The organism is Bacillus sp. FSL R9-9492 (genome assembly GCF_038007365.1).
GTDB classification, from domain to species: domain Bacteria; phylum Bacillota; class Bacilli; order Bacillales; family Bacillaceae_G; genus Bacillus_A; species Bacillus_A mycoides.
Genome location: NZ_JBBOXC010000001.1, coordinates 4,793,434 through 4,811,585 on the forward strand (window position 1 = coordinate 4,793,434; position 18,152 = coordinate 4,811,585).

17 protein-coding genes and 1 other annotated feature are annotated in these 18,152 nt (G+C 37.2%); of the genes, 5 read left to right on the forward strand and 12 right to left on the reverse strand.

Translation table 11 applies throughout. The annotated features are described in order from the left end of the window. Positions 1 to 4: 4 nt before the first annotated feature. The 10 genes from leuS to MKY70_RS24680 form a co-directional block, all read right to left on the reverse strand. A complete protein-coding gene (leuS, locus tag MKY70_RS24635) occupies positions 5 to 2,413 on the reverse strand; it encodes a leucine--tRNA ligase (protein ID WP_016102930.1) in 2,409 nt (802 codons plus the stop codon). A 65-nt stretch (positions 2,414 to 2,478) separates the two neighbouring features. Beyond that, positions 2,479 to 2,697, reverse strand: a binding site (T-box leader). 198 nt (positions 2,698 to 2,895) lie between these two features. Next, the gene (locus MKY70_RS24640; RefSeq protein WP_002167529.1) at positions 2,896 to 4,089 is read right to left on the reverse strand and encodes an MDR family MFS transporter; all 1,194 of its coding nucleotides are present in this window, start codon (positions 4,087 to 4,089) and stop codon (positions 2,896 to 2,898) included. A gap of 190 nt (positions 4,090 to 4,279) precedes the next feature. After that, on the reverse strand, positions 4,280 to 5,503 hold the full coding sequence (locus MKY70_RS24645; protein WP_341025912.1) for a cation:proton antiporter: 1,224 nt from the start codon (positions 5,501 to 5,503) through the stop codon (positions 4,280 to 4,282). A gap of 3 nt (positions 5,504 to 5,506) precedes the next feature. Beyond that, on the reverse strand, positions 5,507 to 6,004 hold the full coding sequence (locus tag MKY70_RS24650; protein ID WP_060750062.1) for a cation:proton antiporter regulatory subunit: 498 nt from the start codon (positions 6,002 to 6,004) through the stop codon (positions 5,507 to 5,509). Between the two features lie 34 nt (positions 6,005 to 6,038). Then, positions 6,039 to 6,605, reverse strand: a complete 567-nt coding sequence (locus MKY70_RS24655) for a tyrosine-type recombinase/integrase (RefSeq protein ID WP_088032228.1) — start codon at positions 6,603 to 6,605, stop codon at positions 6,039 to 6,041. Between the two features lie 346 nt (positions 6,606 to 6,951). Beyond that, positions 6,952 to 8,811, reverse strand: coding sequence for an FtsX-like permease family protein (locus MKY70_RS24660; protein WP_044443967.1), 1,860 nt, complete (start codon positions 8,809 to 8,811; stop codon positions 6,952 to 6,954). A 16-nt stretch (positions 8,812 to 8,827) separates the two neighbouring features. Continuing rightward, entirely contained in the window at positions 8,828 to 9,589 is a 762-nt protein-coding gene (locus MKY70_RS24665; protein ID WP_002129519.1) for an ABC transporter ATP-binding protein, read from the reverse strand. A 248-nt stretch (positions 9,590 to 9,837) separates the two neighbouring features. Continuing rightward, positions 9,838 to 10,860 (reverse strand): DUF418 domain-containing protein, encoded by a 1,023-nt coding sequence (locus tag MKY70_RS24670; protein ID WP_088032227.1) that lies wholly within the window; start codon positions 10,858 to 10,860, stop codon positions 9,838 to 9,840. Between the two features lie 196 nt (positions 10,861 to 11,056). After that, the gene (locus MKY70_RS24675; protein ID WP_001129345.1) at positions 11,057 to 11,206 is read right to left on the reverse strand and encodes a hypothetical protein; all 150 of its coding nucleotides are present in this window, start codon (positions 11,204 to 11,206) and stop codon (positions 11,057 to 11,059) included. 15 nt (positions 11,207 to 11,221) lie between these two features. Beyond that, positions 11,222 to 11,485, reverse strand: coding sequence for a YtzC family protein (locus tag MKY70_RS24680; RefSeq protein WP_088032225.1), 264 nt, complete (start codon positions 11,483 to 11,485; stop codon positions 11,222 to 11,224). Positions 11,486 to 11,745: 260 nt separating this feature from the next. Here MKY70_RS24680 and MKY70_RS24685 point away from each other — a divergent pair, with 260 nt between their 5' ends. The 4 genes from MKY70_RS24685 to MKY70_RS24700 all read left to right on the forward strand — a co-directional run bounded on the left by MKY70_RS24685 (position 11,746) and on the right by MKY70_RS24700 (position 15,576). After that, a complete protein-coding gene (locus MKY70_RS24685; RefSeq protein ID WP_002167527.1) occupies positions 11,746 to 12,705 on the forward strand; it encodes a TIGR01212 family radical SAM protein in 960 nt (319 codons plus the stop codon). Then, the gene (locus MKY70_RS24690) at positions 12,702 to 13,274 is read left to right on the forward strand and encodes a class I SAM-dependent methyltransferase (RefSeq protein ID WP_088032223.1); all 573 of its coding nucleotides are present in this window, start codon (positions 12,702 to 12,704) and stop codon (positions 13,272 to 13,274) included. Before MKY70_RS24685 ends, MKY70_RS24690 begins: the two co-directional genes overlap by 4 nt. Positions 13,275 to 13,444: 170 nt before the next feature. After that, entirely contained in the window at positions 13,445 to 14,119 is a 675-nt protein-coding gene (locus MKY70_RS24695) for an aspartate/glutamate racemase family protein (RefSeq protein WP_341025914.1), read from the forward strand. Between the two features lie 155 nt (positions 14,120 to 14,274). Continuing rightward, the gene (locus MKY70_RS24700) at positions 14,275 to 15,576 is read left to right on the forward strand and encodes a PepSY-associated TM helix domain-containing protein (protein ID WP_341025916.1); all 1,302 of its coding nucleotides are present in this window, start codon (positions 14,275 to 14,277) and stop codon (positions 15,574 to 15,576) included. Between the two features lie 34 nt (positions 15,577 to 15,610). Here MKY70_RS24700 and MKY70_RS24705 read toward each other — a convergent pair whose 3' ends face one another. Further along, positions 15,611 to 16,675: a tetraprenyl-beta-curcumene synthase family protein gene (locus MKY70_RS24705; RefSeq protein WP_016102926.1), complete on the reverse strand. Its 1,065-nt coding sequence runs from the start codon at positions 16,673 to 16,675 to the stop codon at positions 15,611 to 15,613. A 37-nt stretch (positions 16,676 to 16,712) separates the two neighbouring features. Next, complete coding sequence (locus MKY70_RS24710; protein ID WP_088032211.1) at positions 16,713 to 17,516, reverse strand: alpha/beta hydrolase; 804 nt, start codon at positions 17,514 to 17,516, stop codon at positions 16,713 to 16,715. A gap of 74 nt (positions 17,517 to 17,590) precedes the next feature. On the opposite strand from MKY70_RS24710, the gene MKY70_RS24715 reads away from it, so the two are divergent. Next, entirely contained in the window at positions 17,591 to 18,103 is a 513-nt protein-coding gene (locus MKY70_RS24715; RefSeq protein WP_088032209.1) for a gamma carbonic anhydrase, read from the forward strand. Positions 18,104 to 18,152 lie beyond the last annotated feature (49 nt).

Below are 18,152 nucleotides of genomic sequence, written 5' to 3' on the forward strand. Positions count from 1 at the left end.
TTAATTAGTTTGCAACAACGTTAACAAGTTTTCCAGGAACAACAATTACTTTACGAACTGTTTTTCCTTCAATTTGTTCTTTGATTGCCTCAAGTGCAAGTTGTTCCATTTCTTCTTTTGATGCGTCTTTACTCATTGTTAGTTTTGTGCGAACTTTGCCCATAATTTGAACAACGATTTCAACTTCATCTTCTACAAGTTTAGACTCATCAAATGTTGGCCAGCTTGCATATGTGATTGTTTCACTGTATCCAAGTTTGCTCCATAGTTCTTCCCCGATGTGAGGTGCAACTGGTGCAATCATTTTTACGAAACCTTCTACATATTCTTTCGGAAGTGTTTCAGCTTTGTATGCATCGTTGATGAATACCATCATTTGAGAAATCGCTGTGTTGAAGCGAAGCTCTGCATAGTCTTCTGTTACTTTCTTCACTGTTTGGTGGTAAGCTTTTTCAAGATCTTTGTTTGGTGCATCAGTAATTTTCTCACTTAATTCACCATTCTCTTGAATGAATAGGCGCCATACGCGGTCTAGGAAGCGACGAGCTCCGTCAAGACCATTTTCAGACCAAGCGATTGAAGCATCTAATGGTCCCATGAACATTTCGTATAGACGAAGTGTATCTGCACCGTGGCTTGCTACGATATCATCAGGATTTACAACGTTACCTTTTGATTTACTCATTTTCTCGTTGTTTTCACCTAAGATCATACCTTGGTTGAATAATTGTTGGAACGGTTCTTTCGTTGGAACTACACCGATATCATATAATACTTTATGCCAGAAACGAGCATATAGTAAGTGAAGTACAGCGTGCTCTGCTCCACCGATATAAATATCAACTGGAAGCCATTGTTTTACTTTTTCAGGGTCTACAAGTGCTTCGCTGTTGTTTGGATCGATGTAGCGTAGGTAGTACCAGCAGCTACCAGCCCATTGTGGCATTGTATTTGTTTCACGACGACCTTTTTTACCAGTTTCAGGATCAACAACATTTACCCACTCTTCAATGTTTGCAAGTGGTGATTCACCTGTACCTGAAGGACGAATATTCTCTGTTTTCGGAAGAACTAATGGTAATTCTTCTTCTTTCACAGCTGTCATTGTACCATCTTCCCAATGGATTACTGGAATTGGCTCACCCCAGTAACGTTGGCGACTAAATAACCAGTCACGTAGACGGTACGTTACTTTTTGATTTCCTGCGCTTGTTACTTCAAGCCACTCAATCATTTTTACAATTGCTTCTTCTTTATTTAAACCATCAAGGAATGCTGAGTTTACGTGCGCACCATCACCTGTATATGCTTCTTTCGAAATGTCTCCGCCTTTTACAACTTCCTTCATTGGAAGATTGAACGTTGATGCGAATTCATAGTCACGCTCATCGTGAGCTGGAACTGCCATTACAGCACCTGTTCCGTAAGTTGCAAGAACATAATCAGCGATCCAGATTGGTAATTTCTCACCGTTTACTGGGTTAACTGCGTAAGCACCAGTAAATACACCAGTTTTTTCTTTCGCAAGTTCTGTACGCTCTAAATCGCTCTTCATTTTAACAGAGTTAATGTAAGCTTCTACAGCTTCTTTTTGTTCTGGTATTGTAATGTTAGCAACAAGTGCATGCTCTGGAGCCAGTACACAGTAGCTTGCTCCAAATAGTGTATCAGGACGCGTTGTGAAAACTGTGAACTTCTCATCTGTACCGTCGATGTTGAAGTGTACTTCTGCACCTTCAGAACGGCCGATCCAGTTACGTTGCATGTCTTTTAAGCTTTCTGGCCAATTAAGCTCATCTAGATCTTCTAATAGACGATCTCCGTAAGCTGTAATTTTTAACATCCACTGTCTCATCGGACGACGCTCAACTGGATGTCCACCGCGCTCACTCTTACCGTCAATGATTTCTTCGTTTGCAAGTACTGTACCAAGTGCTGGGCACCAGTTTACAGGTACTTCATCAACGTAAGCTAAACCTTTTTCAAATAGTTTTAGGAAGATCCATTGTGTCCACTTGTAGTAGGTTGGATCTGTTGTATTTACTTCACGATCCCAATCGTAAGAGAAGCCTAATGCTTTAATTTGATTACGGAACGTATTAATATTAAGCTCTGTAAATTCAGCCGGGCTGTTCCCAGTATCAAGTGCATATTGCTCTGCTGGAAGACCGAATGCATCCCATCCCATTGGATGAAGAACGTTATATCCTTGCATACGCTTCATACGAGATAAAATATCTGTCGCTGTATAACCTTCTGGATGACCTACGTGTAAGCCTGCACCTGATGGATATGGGAACATATCTAGTGCATAAAATTTTGGTTTTTCTGTTTCATCTGGCGTACGGAATGTTTTATTCTCTTCCCAATGCCCTTGCCACTTCTTCTCAATTTCTTGATGATTAAAGCTCATGAGATACCCTCCTTGAAATTCTATTTATTTTCACCGCCCAAAATACAAAAAACCTCTCATCCCTAGAAAGGGACGAGAGGTTATAGATTCCCGCGGTACCACCCTAAATTAATGTAATAAATACATTCGCTTAGATCCGTAACGTGGATTAACGGCAATTGCTACTAATGATTTCACAACTGCAACTCAAAGGCGAGTTCATAACGAAACGTGGATTGACTTGCACCGACCGTCAACTCTCTAAACCAGCTTCTATTACTACTACTCCTTCTCACTGTTATTACAAATATGAGTTAATGTGAACTACCCACCACTTAGTATCTCTTAAGAGCTTACTTGAAGCGAGGGCTTCTCGGTTAATCGTTACTCTTGCTAACTAACGAATTCGTCTTAGGACAGCCGAGCTAACTCCCTTGTTCCAAAGGATATTTTATTACTATTTATTTAAATATATTCTAAAACATGTTGCATGTTCCGTCAAACTAAACTGCAATTTTTTCTTCAACTGTTTCTTCTACTTTTACTCGTCTATCATAAATACTCGTTGCTATAAGCGCTACTACAAGCATTACCATGATCGCAATAAACAATACTTCCATATTGTATAAGTCAACAATCGCTCCGCCAACGACCGGTCCGAACATTTTCCCTACAGTCGCTGCGCTATTTACAACACCTTGATAAAATCCTAGCTTATCTTTCGGTGCAAGTATATTTGCGATGGTCGGAACTGCCGGCCATACGAATAATTCACCAATTGTTAATGTCACCATCGCAATGAGAAACATCGTAAATTGCTGCGCTTGGCTTAAAACAATAAACGACGCCGCAAAAATGACGATTCCAATCATAATTTGTTGTTTTAAAGAACGCTTCATCCAGCGAATTAACATACTAACAAGTGGCTGCGCACAAACAATCATCGCTCCGTTTATCGTCCATAATAAACTATAATGGCGGAGGCTAATATCTAATTCTCGCATATGAGTCGCAATTGCCCCTTGCCACTGTACGTATGTAACCCAGCATAAAGCATATGCTACACATACGATTAGAAGCGCTTTGAAGCCAGGTGTAAGTGACCAACCTTTTTTCGTTTCGGCTTCTTTTTGTACCTCTTGCTCTTTTTTTGCTTCCATACCACGAAATCCAATAAACGCAATTAAGAAGAAAATAAAATATAAAATAAAGTTCGCTAAGAAAATATAATCAAAACGATAAGACGCAACTAATCCACCGCACGCTGTTCCAATTGCAATCCCAACGTTTTGTCCAACATACATTGCATTGAACGCTCGTCTCCCGCCTTCTGGCCAAACCGTACCGACCATCGCATACATCGATGGAAACACCATTCCAGAACCGAATCCGATTAATGCTAGCCACACAACATATAATGGCCAACCATGGAAAAATACAAGACCTAAAATCGATACAAGTGTAATGACAATCCCTACTAAAATTGATTTATAACCGCCCCATTTATCAAATAAAACACCGCCGAGCAAGTTTCCGATTACACCAGTAAGCGAGTTGATCATTAATACCATTCCGGCTACTGATAAAGATTTCCCTAAACTATCATGTAAGTAAATTGTATTAAAAGGCCATAAAAAAGAAGCACCCGTGACATTAATAATCATCCCAGCTACTAATAGCCATACTTTCCTTGGCATAGTCTCCCCTCCTATTCTCTTTTTTTCGTTCATATATATAACAGTAAAATTGTAGTCGTTTTTAAATAGGAAGGCAACTGATTAATAGTTGATGAAATTCAGATAATAGCACAAAGACGATTAGAATGTATTCTAATCGTCTTTGTAAAATATTAATCTATAAATAATGGAATCGTTCCCTCGCGGAAGGTTATCCAACTTCCTTTTTACGTTTTGCACTTTCTTTCGCACTCCATTTAAATATTTTGTCTAGTAGAGAGTATATTCTCCCAGACTCCTTCGTTAATAATGGCCCTAACGACGCCAATATTAAAACATATAAAGCTGAGAATGGTTTAATCGTTGCCATTAAGCCACCCGCTATTCCGAGATTCGCGACAATAATGGAGAATTCCCCACGTGATATAAGTGTTAAACCGATATTCGCAGAAGCCTTATGCGATAACCCGGCTTTACGCCCTGCAATCATTCCAGCTGTAAAATTACCGATGAGCGTAATGAAAACTGCTCCTAATGCCAACCACACTGCTCCTCCAAGTGAAAACGGATCTATACTTAAACCGAAACTGAAAAAGAATATGGCTCCAAAGAAGTCACGAAATGGAACGACGAGATGCTCAATCCGATCACTATGCTCTGTTTCAGAAAAGACGAGTCCTAACAATAATGCTCCAATTGCCTCAGCAACATGAATTGTTTCTGAAAATCCTGCTACAAAGAATAAAATAGCGAATATTACGATAATAAAAATTTCGTTTGACGAAATATCTAATACTTTATTTAGGAACGGCGTAGCTTTTCTAGCGATTACAAAGAATAGTAACATATATCCTACTGCGATTAGTACGGATGTAAGAGCACCTACAAATGATGTTGCACCTCCGAGTACTAATCCTGAAACGACTGATAAATATACAGCTAAAAAGATATCATCAAACATAATGATCCCTAAAATGAGTTCTGTCTCTTTATTACCAGATCTTCTTACATCAACAATTACTTTTGCAACAATTGCACTCGATGAGATTGTAATGATTCCAGCAATAATTAATGTTTCTAATAAGGGGAAACCCATTATATATCCATAAAGTAAACCTAATATGAAATTAAGCGATATATGAACACTACCCCCAAAAGCAATCGACTTTCCTGATTTAATTAATTTTTTTATTGAGAATTCTAAGCCTAAATAAAATAGGAGGAATATGACGCCTACACGGCCGAGGAAGGAAATAACTTCTCCGCTTTCAATAAACCTTAAATCGATAAGTCCTAAATCTGGGGCATGAGGCCCCACTAGCATACCGAGTATAATGAGAAACGGAATAATCGAAAACTTTAACTTTGCAGCGAGGATAGCTGCAAAAGCTACTAATACTAACGCAGTTCCAACTTCCAAAATTAAAGTATCCATCGATTAGGAATCACCTCCTGCCGAAAGTAATTCCTTAATGATTCTTTTCACTTCATGTCTTTCGCCCGATAATACGAGCATATCGCCAGCTTCAATGATAGAATCTGGGCCTGGATTAAAGAACTTCTTCATATTCTTTTTCAAAATAGCAATAATCGTTACGTTATACGTTTTTCTGACATGTAAGCTACCAATTGTTTGTTGTACTACTGGTGCATTATTCTCCACCTTAAACCATTCAATTGATAATCCTTCAAAAGCCATCTCAATTGTGTCTAGCGCTTGCGGCCTATATACCATTCCGCCTAATATAGCCGCAATTTGTCTCGCTTCAGAATCACGAAGAGAAATGCTTGAAATACTCTCATCGTGATCCGCATCAAAATGATACATTTCTCTTCGGCCATCATCATGAATAACGATAACCATTTTTTCATTACCTTTTGTTATCACTTCGAATTTACATCCAATGCCCGGTAGTTCACTCTCTCTAATATTCATATTTTCCGCCTCCTAAAGTTTTTAGTTACGGCTTTTACAAATCTACATCAATCTCTGTTTTAAACTTCTCATCTTTTGAGATTCCTAAATACTTGAGCGTCTCTGATGGAGTTGCGTGATGAAAATGCTTTTGCAATAGCGCAATCGCTATTCCTCTTTTGTACGCATGAAATCCAAATGTTTTTCGCATTGAATTCGTTCCAATCTTTCCAACAATCCCAACCGCTTCAGCTGCGCTATGGATAACACGATATGCTTGTTGGCGTGAGATTGAATTTGTCGTTTTATTAGATTGAAATACGTAGTTTTCTCTTTGAATGTCAAAAGATTGTACGTACGCTAAAAGCGCCTCTTTTACTTTTGAATTTACATAAATATCTTGTTTAAACTTTTCATCTTTCACAGGAAGAGAATAAAATTCTTTAACAGTTCCATCTTCATTTAATACATCTTCAAATTTAATGTTCAGTAGTTCTGTAATTTTTAATCCAGTGTTAATTCCAATAACGAATAAAAGATAATCTCGCTGCGAGTGCTCTTTTAAATACTTTTTCATAGCCTCAATTTGGTTTATATCTTTTAATGCCTCTACAACTTCCATACATGTATCTCCTCATCTTATGAACGGTAATTTTCTCATTATCCTGTCCATTTTACCTTATCATGCTATGAGATTTCCATGTATTATCCATTATTTTCACAATATACTCTTACGACAATTTTTCATTTGGAAATTTATGATTGTACAAATACGTTGTGGTTAGAAAAGAAATAGGGGGATACAGATTCAGCTTCTTTCTACAGATTGGATTCCTCCTTTCATTTTTTAGCTGCTGATACTTTTATATTATGTTACTTACTTGCATTATATTATATATTTTAGTAACATAAAAGTGTTTTTTCTGAGAATACAAAAAGCCGAGCACTTTCACTCGGCTTTTTACCTATTAATCTTCTTTTGGAAGAACAATTCCTTTATACAATTGAACTGTAATGAAGTAATAAATCGCATAAATAACTACGAAAATTACGATTGGTACCCAAATACGGAAGTAAGGATCCATTAAAATAAATCCGAAAATATTCATACCAACTAATACGTGAGCGATCCCCACAATTGCTGGGAATAAGAATACTAAGAATAATTCTTTATAAATCGATTTCGTTAATAACTCACGGCGCACACCGATTTTGCGAAGCATTTGATAACGCGTAATATCTTTTGATGCACCTGAAAGAATTTTAAACATTAAACAACTTGCCATCATTGCTAAGAACGCAATTCCAAGGAAGAATCCCATAAATACTGTTCCACTCGCAATGCCGTAGAATCCATTGTAAGATTGATATTTACTATCTAATCTTTCAGCTTTTACATTTTTATATTTAACTAGCTGCAACTCGTCAAGTTTTTTCCATTCTTTTGTGTATGCTACAAAATCGTCTGTTTTTCCAGTAACTACGATTCCTTCTTTACCATTTACAGTATCGTACATTTTCTGATCTACAATTTTAATTGCATGATCTTCATATAGATAAAATGGCTGAATTGTTCTGAAAGCCTCGTTCCATTCTTCTGGAAGTTCTTTAGCACTCGCATCTTTTTCATTCATTTCTCTAGAAACTGCACCTACTGGTAGTTCCTCGGAAACTTTCTTTGTTTTTCCTAAATCCTTCATACTTTCCATCTGTTTTGTATCTTGTACGAAAGGAGGTTTTTTCTCTAAATCTTCTTTTACATAATAAACGTATTTATTATCAACTTTGTAACGATATTCATTTTTCTCTTTAAATGTAATACCATCTAAAATTTTCTTTTCTTCAGCTGTTGGGTTATGAATAACTGAATCATATATTACTAAACCATCAACCATTTTTATAACGTTATTTTTAAACGCCATACCACCTGAAATTGCACCCGCTCCAAGAGCAACTAACATCGCTACCGTTGCAAGTACTTTCGTTAAGCTATTAATACGGAAATTTAATTGTGCAAACGTAAAAGCATTAAGTCCTTTTTCACTACGCTTTTTATTACTCTTTAACTTTCTAATGATAACTGGGAGAAGTGATCCAAATAGCATGTAAGTACCAGTTGTTGTTGTAATTAATGCAATAAGGATTCCCATTTCTCTTAGTTTTTCCATGTAAATCATTGATGCATAGCCAATTCCTAATAAAATAACAGCAAGGATTGCAACGACACCTGTCATTTTTCCTTTTACCGCAACACGTTCTGTTTGTGCATCTGCATGTACAAGTTGCAGTACTGAAATACGTGATAACTTAATACTGTTCATAATTGCTGATAATACAAATAATGCAAAGAAGAAAATGCAAGTAACAGTCATAGATGGTAGATAAAATGCCTTATAGCCTTCACCAGCAAATTCTAATTGTTTCATTAATAACTGTCCGATACCTTCTGCAAGTCCTACACCAACTGTAAGTCCAATCGCAAGAGACGCAGCACCTAATACAATCGTTTCAATAAACATAAGTAATGTAACTTTATGCTTTTTTGCACCTAACATCATGTACATACCAAACTCTTTTTGACGAAGAGATAATAAGAAAGAGTTTGCATATAAAATGTAGAAGAACGTTATAATTGCTAATAAAAATGAACCTGCTTGGAATACGAAACCAATAGACTTAATAACAGAATTGGATTCGATAAACGCTTTATTCAGCGCTAACGTTTGGAACATATAAAAAATTGAGATAGACATGACAAGACCAACAAGTAAGACGATATAATCTTTCAGCTTACTCTTCAGCCCCGACATGGAAAGTTTAAATAACATACTGGAACCTCCTTTCTTACGCTTTTTGTGTACCTAAATCTGCAAGTACATCTAAAATTTCTTTGTAGAACTCTTCACGCGTACCACCGCGATGAATTTCTTTATATAGCTCACCATCTTGAATGAATAAAATACGCTGACAGTAACTTGCACTATATGGATCATGCGTAACCATCATAATAGATACGCCTTGTTCTTCATTTAAGTTTGTCATCGCATCAAGTAAACTTGCTGCATTTTTCGAATCAAGAGCTCCTGTTGGCTCGTCTCCTAAAATAATTGCCGGCTCATGCACTAGTGCGCGTGCTGCTGCTGAACGCTGTTTCTGTCCACCGGATACTTCAGTTGGATACTTTTGAAGAATTTCTGTAATCCCTAACATATCCGCTACTTTCTCTACTTTCGGTCCAATATTACGTGATGAAACACCTTGAAGTGAAAGTGGAAGTGCAATGTTCTCATAAATAGATAAGTTCTCTAATAAGTTGAAGTCTTGGAAAATGAATCCTAACTTTTGCGAACGGAAATCAGAAAGCTCACCTTGCTTCATTTTCGTAATGTCCGTACCCGCAATTTCAACAACGCCGCCTGTCGCCTTATCAAGCGTTGAAATTACATTTAATAATGTCGTTTTACCAGAACCAGATGGTCCCATAATACCAACAAATTCACCCTCTTGAATTGAGAATGAAACACCTTTTAACGCATGTGATTGGTTCTCACCTTTTTTACCGTACACTTTTTGAACATTTTTCACGTCTACAACTGGTTTCGTCATATATATCCTCCTACGCTTGTTTTTCCATTACCTATTTTGCGCCTTTTGGAGGTGAACTGCTATTTATTAACATTACAATTACCTTACACTTTTGTAATATAAAAAAGGTGAGCGTGTAAGCTTAGCTTTTATCCTTTTAAAAACAAATTCATTTTCTTCATTAGTAGGTAAAATTTCATTAGCGATTTACCGCAAAAAACTGACAAAAAAATAGACTGTTCCACAAGCGGAACAGCCCATTTCTGTCTTTATTTCTTTAAAGGCGTTACCGTCCAATACGTAATAACACGCCAAATCCATTCTAATGGACCCATTTTAAAGATTTTCATCCAAATCACACTGAAAATAATTTGAATTGCATAAATTGCGATACACACATATAGCGTCTGCATGTACGTTAAGTTTCCTGCAAAGTTAAATACACTGCCTGCAATTAAAATCATTGCAGTTTGTCCGATATAATTTGTTAAAGCCATACGACCGTAGTATTTCAGCGGCGCTAACAATGTTTGAACTGTTTTTAGTTGAAGTAATAAAATTAATGCTCCAACATAGAAAGCTGAAATTACTGGTCCAACTGTAACACCAATTTTTAAAAATTGGCTTGCAGTATCCATTGTCCCATCCTCATTCATAAGTATCATATTTACAAATGGATTAGCAGGAACGTGCCCATATTGATACCATAAAGCTATCACACTTAAAACAAACATAACTCCTGTAAAAATAGCGACTTGCTTTATTTTCGCTGAAAGATTTTCAAATACTTTGTACTGTCCTGCAGCAAGACCTAATAAAATTAAACCTAATGGTAATAATTCCTTAGCTGCCATAATACTAAAAACTATCGTAAGAATAAGACCGATTACTAAATTTATTTGCTTCTTCACTTTATAAAATGGTAAAGTGACTAATCCACAAATTGCGTATAACGCTAGTGCTTCCCCAGGCTGAAACATTTGATGAATCAAACCAAAAATAAATAGTGCAACTAAGCGGCGTAGAAATAGAACATATCCATTCTTCCCTTTCGCAATTGCTCTTGTAATGAAGATATAGAATCCTACTCCAAATAAGAATGAAAAGATTGAGAAGAAACGACCTTCTACAAATAAGTATAGAAACCTTTGATAACTTGCATCCACTGTACTAGGATCTGGAACTTTAATATTCAGTAGTGCAAGAATATTTACTAAAATAATACCCAGTAATGCGAAGCCACGAATGTAATCTAACTCATCAATTCGTTTGTTTGTAATATTGTTCCCCATAATACAACTCCTTGTCCAAAATTAAATCCTCCCTTACTCTACTGGAAAAAGACAATCGTAACTATCGGCAAACCTTACAGGAATCTTACATTATTGTCATATAATGAATTGAAGCTTTAATCAGTATTATTTTGCCCCTTGATTAGCCCGCACCAATCACGAGGCAAAATAAAACCAGGTCATAATGCGACCTGGTTTACTCTGATTGCTTTGATCTTTGAGGTTGTCCTTTTTTACTATTACGCTGTTTCACTTGAACAACTGGATCAAGTTCATTCGAAAATTCAGCGTTATGTCCGTTTTGCGTTTTTTGCTCTGGATTGTTTTGATCTGAACGTTTCGCCATTACATTCACTCCTTATTAGTGCGGTGTAATAATCATTTGATGTTGCAATTGGCGAATTGCCATACGTGCTCTATTTAACTGCTCACGCTGCTCATCATTCGCATGTTGCTGCATCGTTTGTAATTCATTATATGCTTGTTCTAATTGCAACTGAGCATCCGAATACTCCATCGTATTGTAATGCTCCTGTCTCATGCCTTGGTCTAATTGTTCTTTCGCATATTCCACCGCTTGTTCTGCCTGTGTAATATACTCTTCAAGTGATTGACGCTCTGCCATAATTGTCCCTCCTTGCTTCAATTCCCTTTTAGTGTGTCCCTTCCATATGAACCTTATGAGTATGTTATAATGGATTTTGTTTCATCCCGCATTAACGGGCAGTAAGACCTCTACCTCAAAATTTGGATGAAATAAAAAAGGTAGGTGGGAGCTCAACTGCCCGTAAACGCCCGATTCGTGAGGGCTAATAATCAGTGGGGGGAACATCCCCCACTGATTAAAGTTTCACTTTATTTTGACTCGTCTTAGGAGGGAAAGTAATGAAGGTTCAAAACCCTTTTCCATATACAAACGACAATAAACGTTATCATACATGGAATTACCACTTACGAAATGAATTTGGTGAAAAAATCTTTAAAGTTTCATTAGATGCTGGCTTCGATTGCCCGAACCGTGACGGTACGGTTGCTTACGGTGGTTGCACGTTTTGTAGTGCTGCTGGATCTGGTGACTTCGCTGGCGATCGCCGCGATGATGTTATAACGCAATATCATGAAATGAAAGAAAAAATGCACTCAAAGTGGAAAGACGGAAAATGTATCGCTTATTTTCAGGCTTACACAAATACACATGCACCACTTGAAGTGTTAAAAGAAAAATTCGAACCGCTTCTAGCAGAAAAAGACGTTGTCGGTCTTTCTATCGCAACTCGTCCAGATTGTTTACCAGACGATGTCGTTGAATATTTAGCGGACTTAAATAAACGTACGTACCTTTGGGTTGAACTCGGACTACAAACTGTTCATGAACGCACTGCAAATCTTATTAACCGTGCTCACGATTATCCATCTTATGTGGAAGGCGTAAATAAATTACGCAAACATGGCATTAGAGTTTGCTCTCATATTATTAACGGTCTTCCACTTGAAGATTACGACATGATGATGGAAACAACTCGTGAAGTAGCGAAGCTTGACGTACAAGGAATTAAAATTCATTTACTTCATTTATTAAAAGGAACGCCAATGGTGAAGCAATATGAAAAAGGACAACTCGAGTTCCTTTCTCTTGAAGATTACGTAAGTCTCGTTGTTGACCAACTTGAAATTATTCCAGAAGATGTAATTGTGCACCGCATCACAGGTGACGGTCCGCCTGATTTAATGATTGGCCCAATGTGGAGCTTAAATAAATGGGAAGTATTAAATTCCATCGATGCAGAATTTGTACGCCGCGGAAGCTGGCAAGGAAAATATGCAAATGAGGAGAAACAAAAATGAAATTAGAACGTGTATTACCGTTTGCTCGCTCGCTGCTGCAAACAGCAGTAAAAGAAGGCGATTACGCTGTAGATGCAACGCTCGGCAATGGACATGATACTTGCTTCCTAGCTGAAATCGTTGGAGATAGTGGAAAAGTATTTGGATTTGATATTCAAAAAGAGGCAATTGAAAGCTCTACTATCCACCTAAAAGAAAAGGAACTTTTCGAACGTACTGTTTTAGTTCACGACAGTCACGACACACTCTTACCCGTATTACCAGAAGACGCAAAAGGAAAAGTAACAGGCGCTATTTTCAACTTAGGTTACCTTCCTGGTGGTGACAAGCATATCGTTACAAAACCGAACTCAACAATCTCGGCGATCGAGCAATTATTAGAAGTAATGGCACCTGAAGGTATCATCGTCCTTGTCATTTACCACGGACATCCAGAAGGACAAGTAGAACGCGACGCTGTTCTCAAATTTGCAGAAGAACTCGACCAAAAACAAGCTCACGTTTTGCGATACGGCTTCATTAACCAGCAAAATAACCCACCATTTATTGTGGCGATTGAGAAGCGATAATATATCAACGATTTTTCAATTATATTGGTCATAAGTTCAAATATATCGACGATTTTATCGATATATCTATTATTCGACACAACATGACAGAAAAAGACGTGCACTCACTGCACGTCTTTTTCTTATTCTCCTATATAATCAATGTATAGACTATTAAAGGGGACTAAACAATGATTGGAATACTAGCAGGAATGGGTCCAAAATCAACCGGACCATTCGTCGATACAGTTGTAGCAGAGTGCCAAACAATATATGGAGCAAAGCATGATATAGACTTTCCTCATATGATGATTTATTCGTGCCCAACACCGTTTTATATGGATCGCCCTATTGATCATGCGGCGATGAAAAAAGCGATTATTGAAGGAGCGCAAAAACTTGAAAGTACTGGTGTAGATTTCATCGCAATGCCATGTAATACAGCGCATCTTTATTTCGAGGAATTACAACGTTCTATTACCATTCCTATTTTGAATATAGTCGATGAGACGTTAAAAGCAATTCCTGAAAATACAAAAAGAGTCGCTCTTCTTGCAACAGAAGCGACTGTTCAAGCAAGTATTTACCAAGATGGAATTACAAAACGTGATATAGAGTACATTCATAATGAACAATGGCAAGAAATGATTAATCAAATTATTACTTATATTAAAGGCGGAGAAATTGAGGAAGCTCGTAAATTATGGAGTCTGCTCGTTTTACAGTTAAAAGACGAAGTAGATACCGCTATTATCGCATGTACCGATTTGAATGTGGTGGTGAGTGAGGACTTTGTTGATTCCGCTCAATGTCTTGCGAAAGCAGTTGTTAGGATCTATGCATCAAATATAAAAAAGTCTTCATAAACATAGAACACATCCTTTTTAAAATGTGTTTTATGTTTGATAAAAACAACCAAAACTTTTAACTTTTTTCACAATTCTTTCAAAGTAATCACACTTAATCTCGCTATATTAGATGAGTAATCTATTCATATAGGGAAGGTTAGGGGAACTGAAGTATGAAAGTAAATCGTTCGCTTCATTATATTTTTTGGAGGTGGCATTTTTACGCCGGGCTTTTTATTACGCCGCTTCTTATTACTTTGTCATTGAGCGGAATTGGGTATTTATTTCGGGAAGAAGTTGAAGATTTCATCTATAAAGATTTATATTTTGGGAAGAGCGCCCAAACAGAGTCTATTTCGATGTCTGATTCGCTTTTCTTAACAGAGAAAAAATATCCACATTATAGTGTGGCGAAAATTAGTGAGTTTAATGGGGATTATAATACGAGGCTCACTATTGCAAATGAATATACAGGAAAGCAAAAATTTGTGTATTTAGATAGCAATAATCAAATTGTTGGGGATCAAAATGCAGCTGAAACGTTTGCCAATATAATGCGGGAATTACATAGTTCCCTTTTAGTCGGTGGCACTGTCGTCAATTATATTGTAGAACTTGCAGCGTGCTGGACAATCTTTTTAATTGTAACTGGGTTGTATATGAGTATACGCCAATTCAAAAACACACCAGCATCCAATAAGCGAGAAAAGGCAAAACGACGTCATTCTATTATCGGTATTATATTTACAATTCCTCTCGTTCTTTTAGTTGCATCAGGTTTACCTTGGTCAGGATTTATGGGTAACCAAATTTATAAAATCGCAGCGTCGAATGAATCAATCGGATATCCGAAATTGTATATGGCACCACCTGAATCAAAGGTAAAAGAATTACCCTGGGCAACAAGAAAAGAAGCTCCTCCGGAATCAAACTCAAATGAACCAAAAGCAATTTCAGTTGATGAATTACAAAAAGGAATTGAAATAAAGAAGCCATACGTTATCTCACTACCGACTGATCCGAAAGGTGTATTCACTATTTCGAAATCAAGTGGTTCTGGTATTACGGGTATGGATGTGGCACCAAATGAAGAAATAACAGCTTACTTTGATCAATATAGCGGAGAACTCATTTCGAAAACGGACTATCGTGATTATGGATTATTTGCACAATGGTTTACTTACGGTATCCCGCTTCACGAAGGACATTTATTCGGATGGCCAAATAAAATATTATGCTTACTAACGACGTTATCTTTATTACTTCTTATTTATTACGGAGTAAAAATGTGGTTAGCGAGAAAACCGAAAGGAAAATTAGCAGCACCTCCTAAGCAAAGAGATAAGAAAAGCACATTCGTTTTCTTTATCATGATGGTTATACTAGGCGCTGTCATGCCTTTATTCGGACTATCTGTTTTAGTTATTTTCGCGATTGAACTTCTCATATACATATTTTCACAAATACGATCATAATAAAAAAACCACTCAACATGAGTGGTTTTTTTCATCACTGCGCCATTTTCTTTCGGTACATCTTCCCGTTCCAGTAGAAGAATCGTGAAGTGAGCCCTCCGTATTTTACAATGCGCCGTGCCATTTTGTGCATATTCTTTTGTGCTGATACTTTTTGATCTGATAAATAAATACCAAGTAACCCTCGGCTTATGAGACGATGAAACTTCGCATGAGGTAAATCACCAATGCTCTTCTCTGCTTCTTCTACAAAATGTTTCATACGATCTAATATAGCTTGCTCGTTTTCATAATAACTACAGAAATTCAAATCCCCGCCGATACGGTCTTCTTCTTGATCGATGAAATAATCAAGTAAAATGTGAAGTCCTTGTACGTATGGAAAATACCCTTGTCTAATTTTCGCAATATCTTCATCATGTAATTCATCATGAAATGCATATGCGACAAGACAGAAAATTCCAAGCGTCGAACCGGCACATGCTGAAAATTCAAACCAACTCATCTCTGGTAAGTTTTCTTTATGTGCTTCAAACCATGTTTTTAAGCGTGGTTCTCTTTCTTCTAACTTCACGTGTTTATGAATTTGCAAATCACAATAATAACAAGCAAGTTCATGAAGAATTGGAGCAATTTTATCATAATGCTTCGTTTTCTTTAAAACATCCTGACATGTTTCAACAAGCTCATCTAAATAACCACCATCATCTTGATCATCACGATAACGATAATAGTTACCGCCCCCTTCAACTTCAGGGCTTAATGCCATTACCATCGACTCATGAAGAGCCGCAAAGTCTTTCGGGTCAAGTGATGTACTACGATCACATAAATTATCTAAATAGTCGCTAATCGTTTGATAAGCTACGATAAAACGAATACATTCCTCTCGGTGTTCATTTGCTAGTAGCGCTAAAATGCCACCGCCCTCGCAATGAAACGTTTTATTCTCAATACTTGCGATTGCCTGACTATGAAGCTCGTCATTCGGAATATGGTAGGCACGCTCTTTCCACATCGCTAGCTCATGGTGTACTACCGGAAACACATCACGGTATACTTTCGCCATGAGCGTTATGGGATTACTCGGTACGTTCACTTCTTCCTTCATCTCCTCTATTCAATGTACAAATAATTTACTTATTTGTTTCTATTATGTTATTGATGCGTATTTCAGTAAATGACTGAATATAATTCAAAATTTCATCACGCTCATACTCATTTAATAACTCATGATAACAATTCGGCCATTCTTTAAAAGCCTTATCACTTATTTTAACATTATCAAACCAAGTACGGACACGTGTTTTATCTACAAGTTTATCCTCACAAGCCTGCATTAGCAAGAGTGGAACGTCTGGAAAATCGCCTATTTTTTTATGCGCAATTTCGATAGACTTAATCAATTCACTATACCAACGTACTGATACTTTGCGCAAGAACAATGAATCATTCTCCATCGCATCTCTCACTTCATGATTACGAGTTGACATTTCCACTGTAAGATTCGTTGCAAATTGCAATTTTGGAGTAACAACATTTAATATTTTTGAGGCAGCTCGAAGCGGAGCAGAAGGTCCAGTTAATACACCTAAACATGGTGAACTTAAAATAATACCATCTACATCTTCTCTCTTCGTTTCTTGCATCATACGAATGACAATAAGACCACCCATACTATGACCAAATATAAAAATAGGTAATCGATACTTCCTTGCCTCTTTCACCCATAATTTAACTTCCTCTATGTATTCATCAAATGAATCAATATGTCCTCTATTTCTCGAAGTCGTTCCATGTGATGGAAGGTCTCCCATCACAACGTGGTAGCCGATATGATTCCACATTTCCGCTATAGCTTCGTAACGTCCGTGATATTCCATTGCGCCGTGCACGATAACGACTACAGCTTTCGCTTCCTCTGCTTCATAATTCCACATACGGACCTCCTCCATTTCACTCTTTCTCATAATTTGATACACTAAAACTAGTCTCTAGGAAAGGAAGGCTTTACATGATATACCCTTACAAAGAAAAAAATCCGAAAATTGCGAGTAGTGCTTTTATCGCTGACTATGTTACCATTACAGGCGATGTTTCCATTGGTGAGGAATCAAGTATTTGGTTTAATACAGTCATACGCGGCGATGTGTCACCAACAATCATTGGAGACCGAGTAAATGTACAAGACCAATGTACACTTCATCAAAGCCCGCAGTACCCTCTTATTTTAGAAAACGATGTTACAGTTGGGCATCAAGTTATTTTACATAGCTGTCATATTAAAAACGATGCTTTAATTGGAATGGGATCTATTATATTAGATGGTGCTGAAATTGGTGAAGGAGCCTTTATCGGTGCTGGTAGTCTCGTTTCACAAGGAAAGAAAATCCCTCCTAATACGTTAGCTTTCGGTCGCCCTGCGAAGGTCATTCGCGAATTAACAGAAGAAGACCGTAAAGATATGGAACGTATCCGCACACAATACGTTGAAAAAGGACAATATTATAAATCGTTACAAAAGTGATTTTATCGCTGCCATAAGACTGGCAGCTTTTTTTATGAAAAAATCTAAC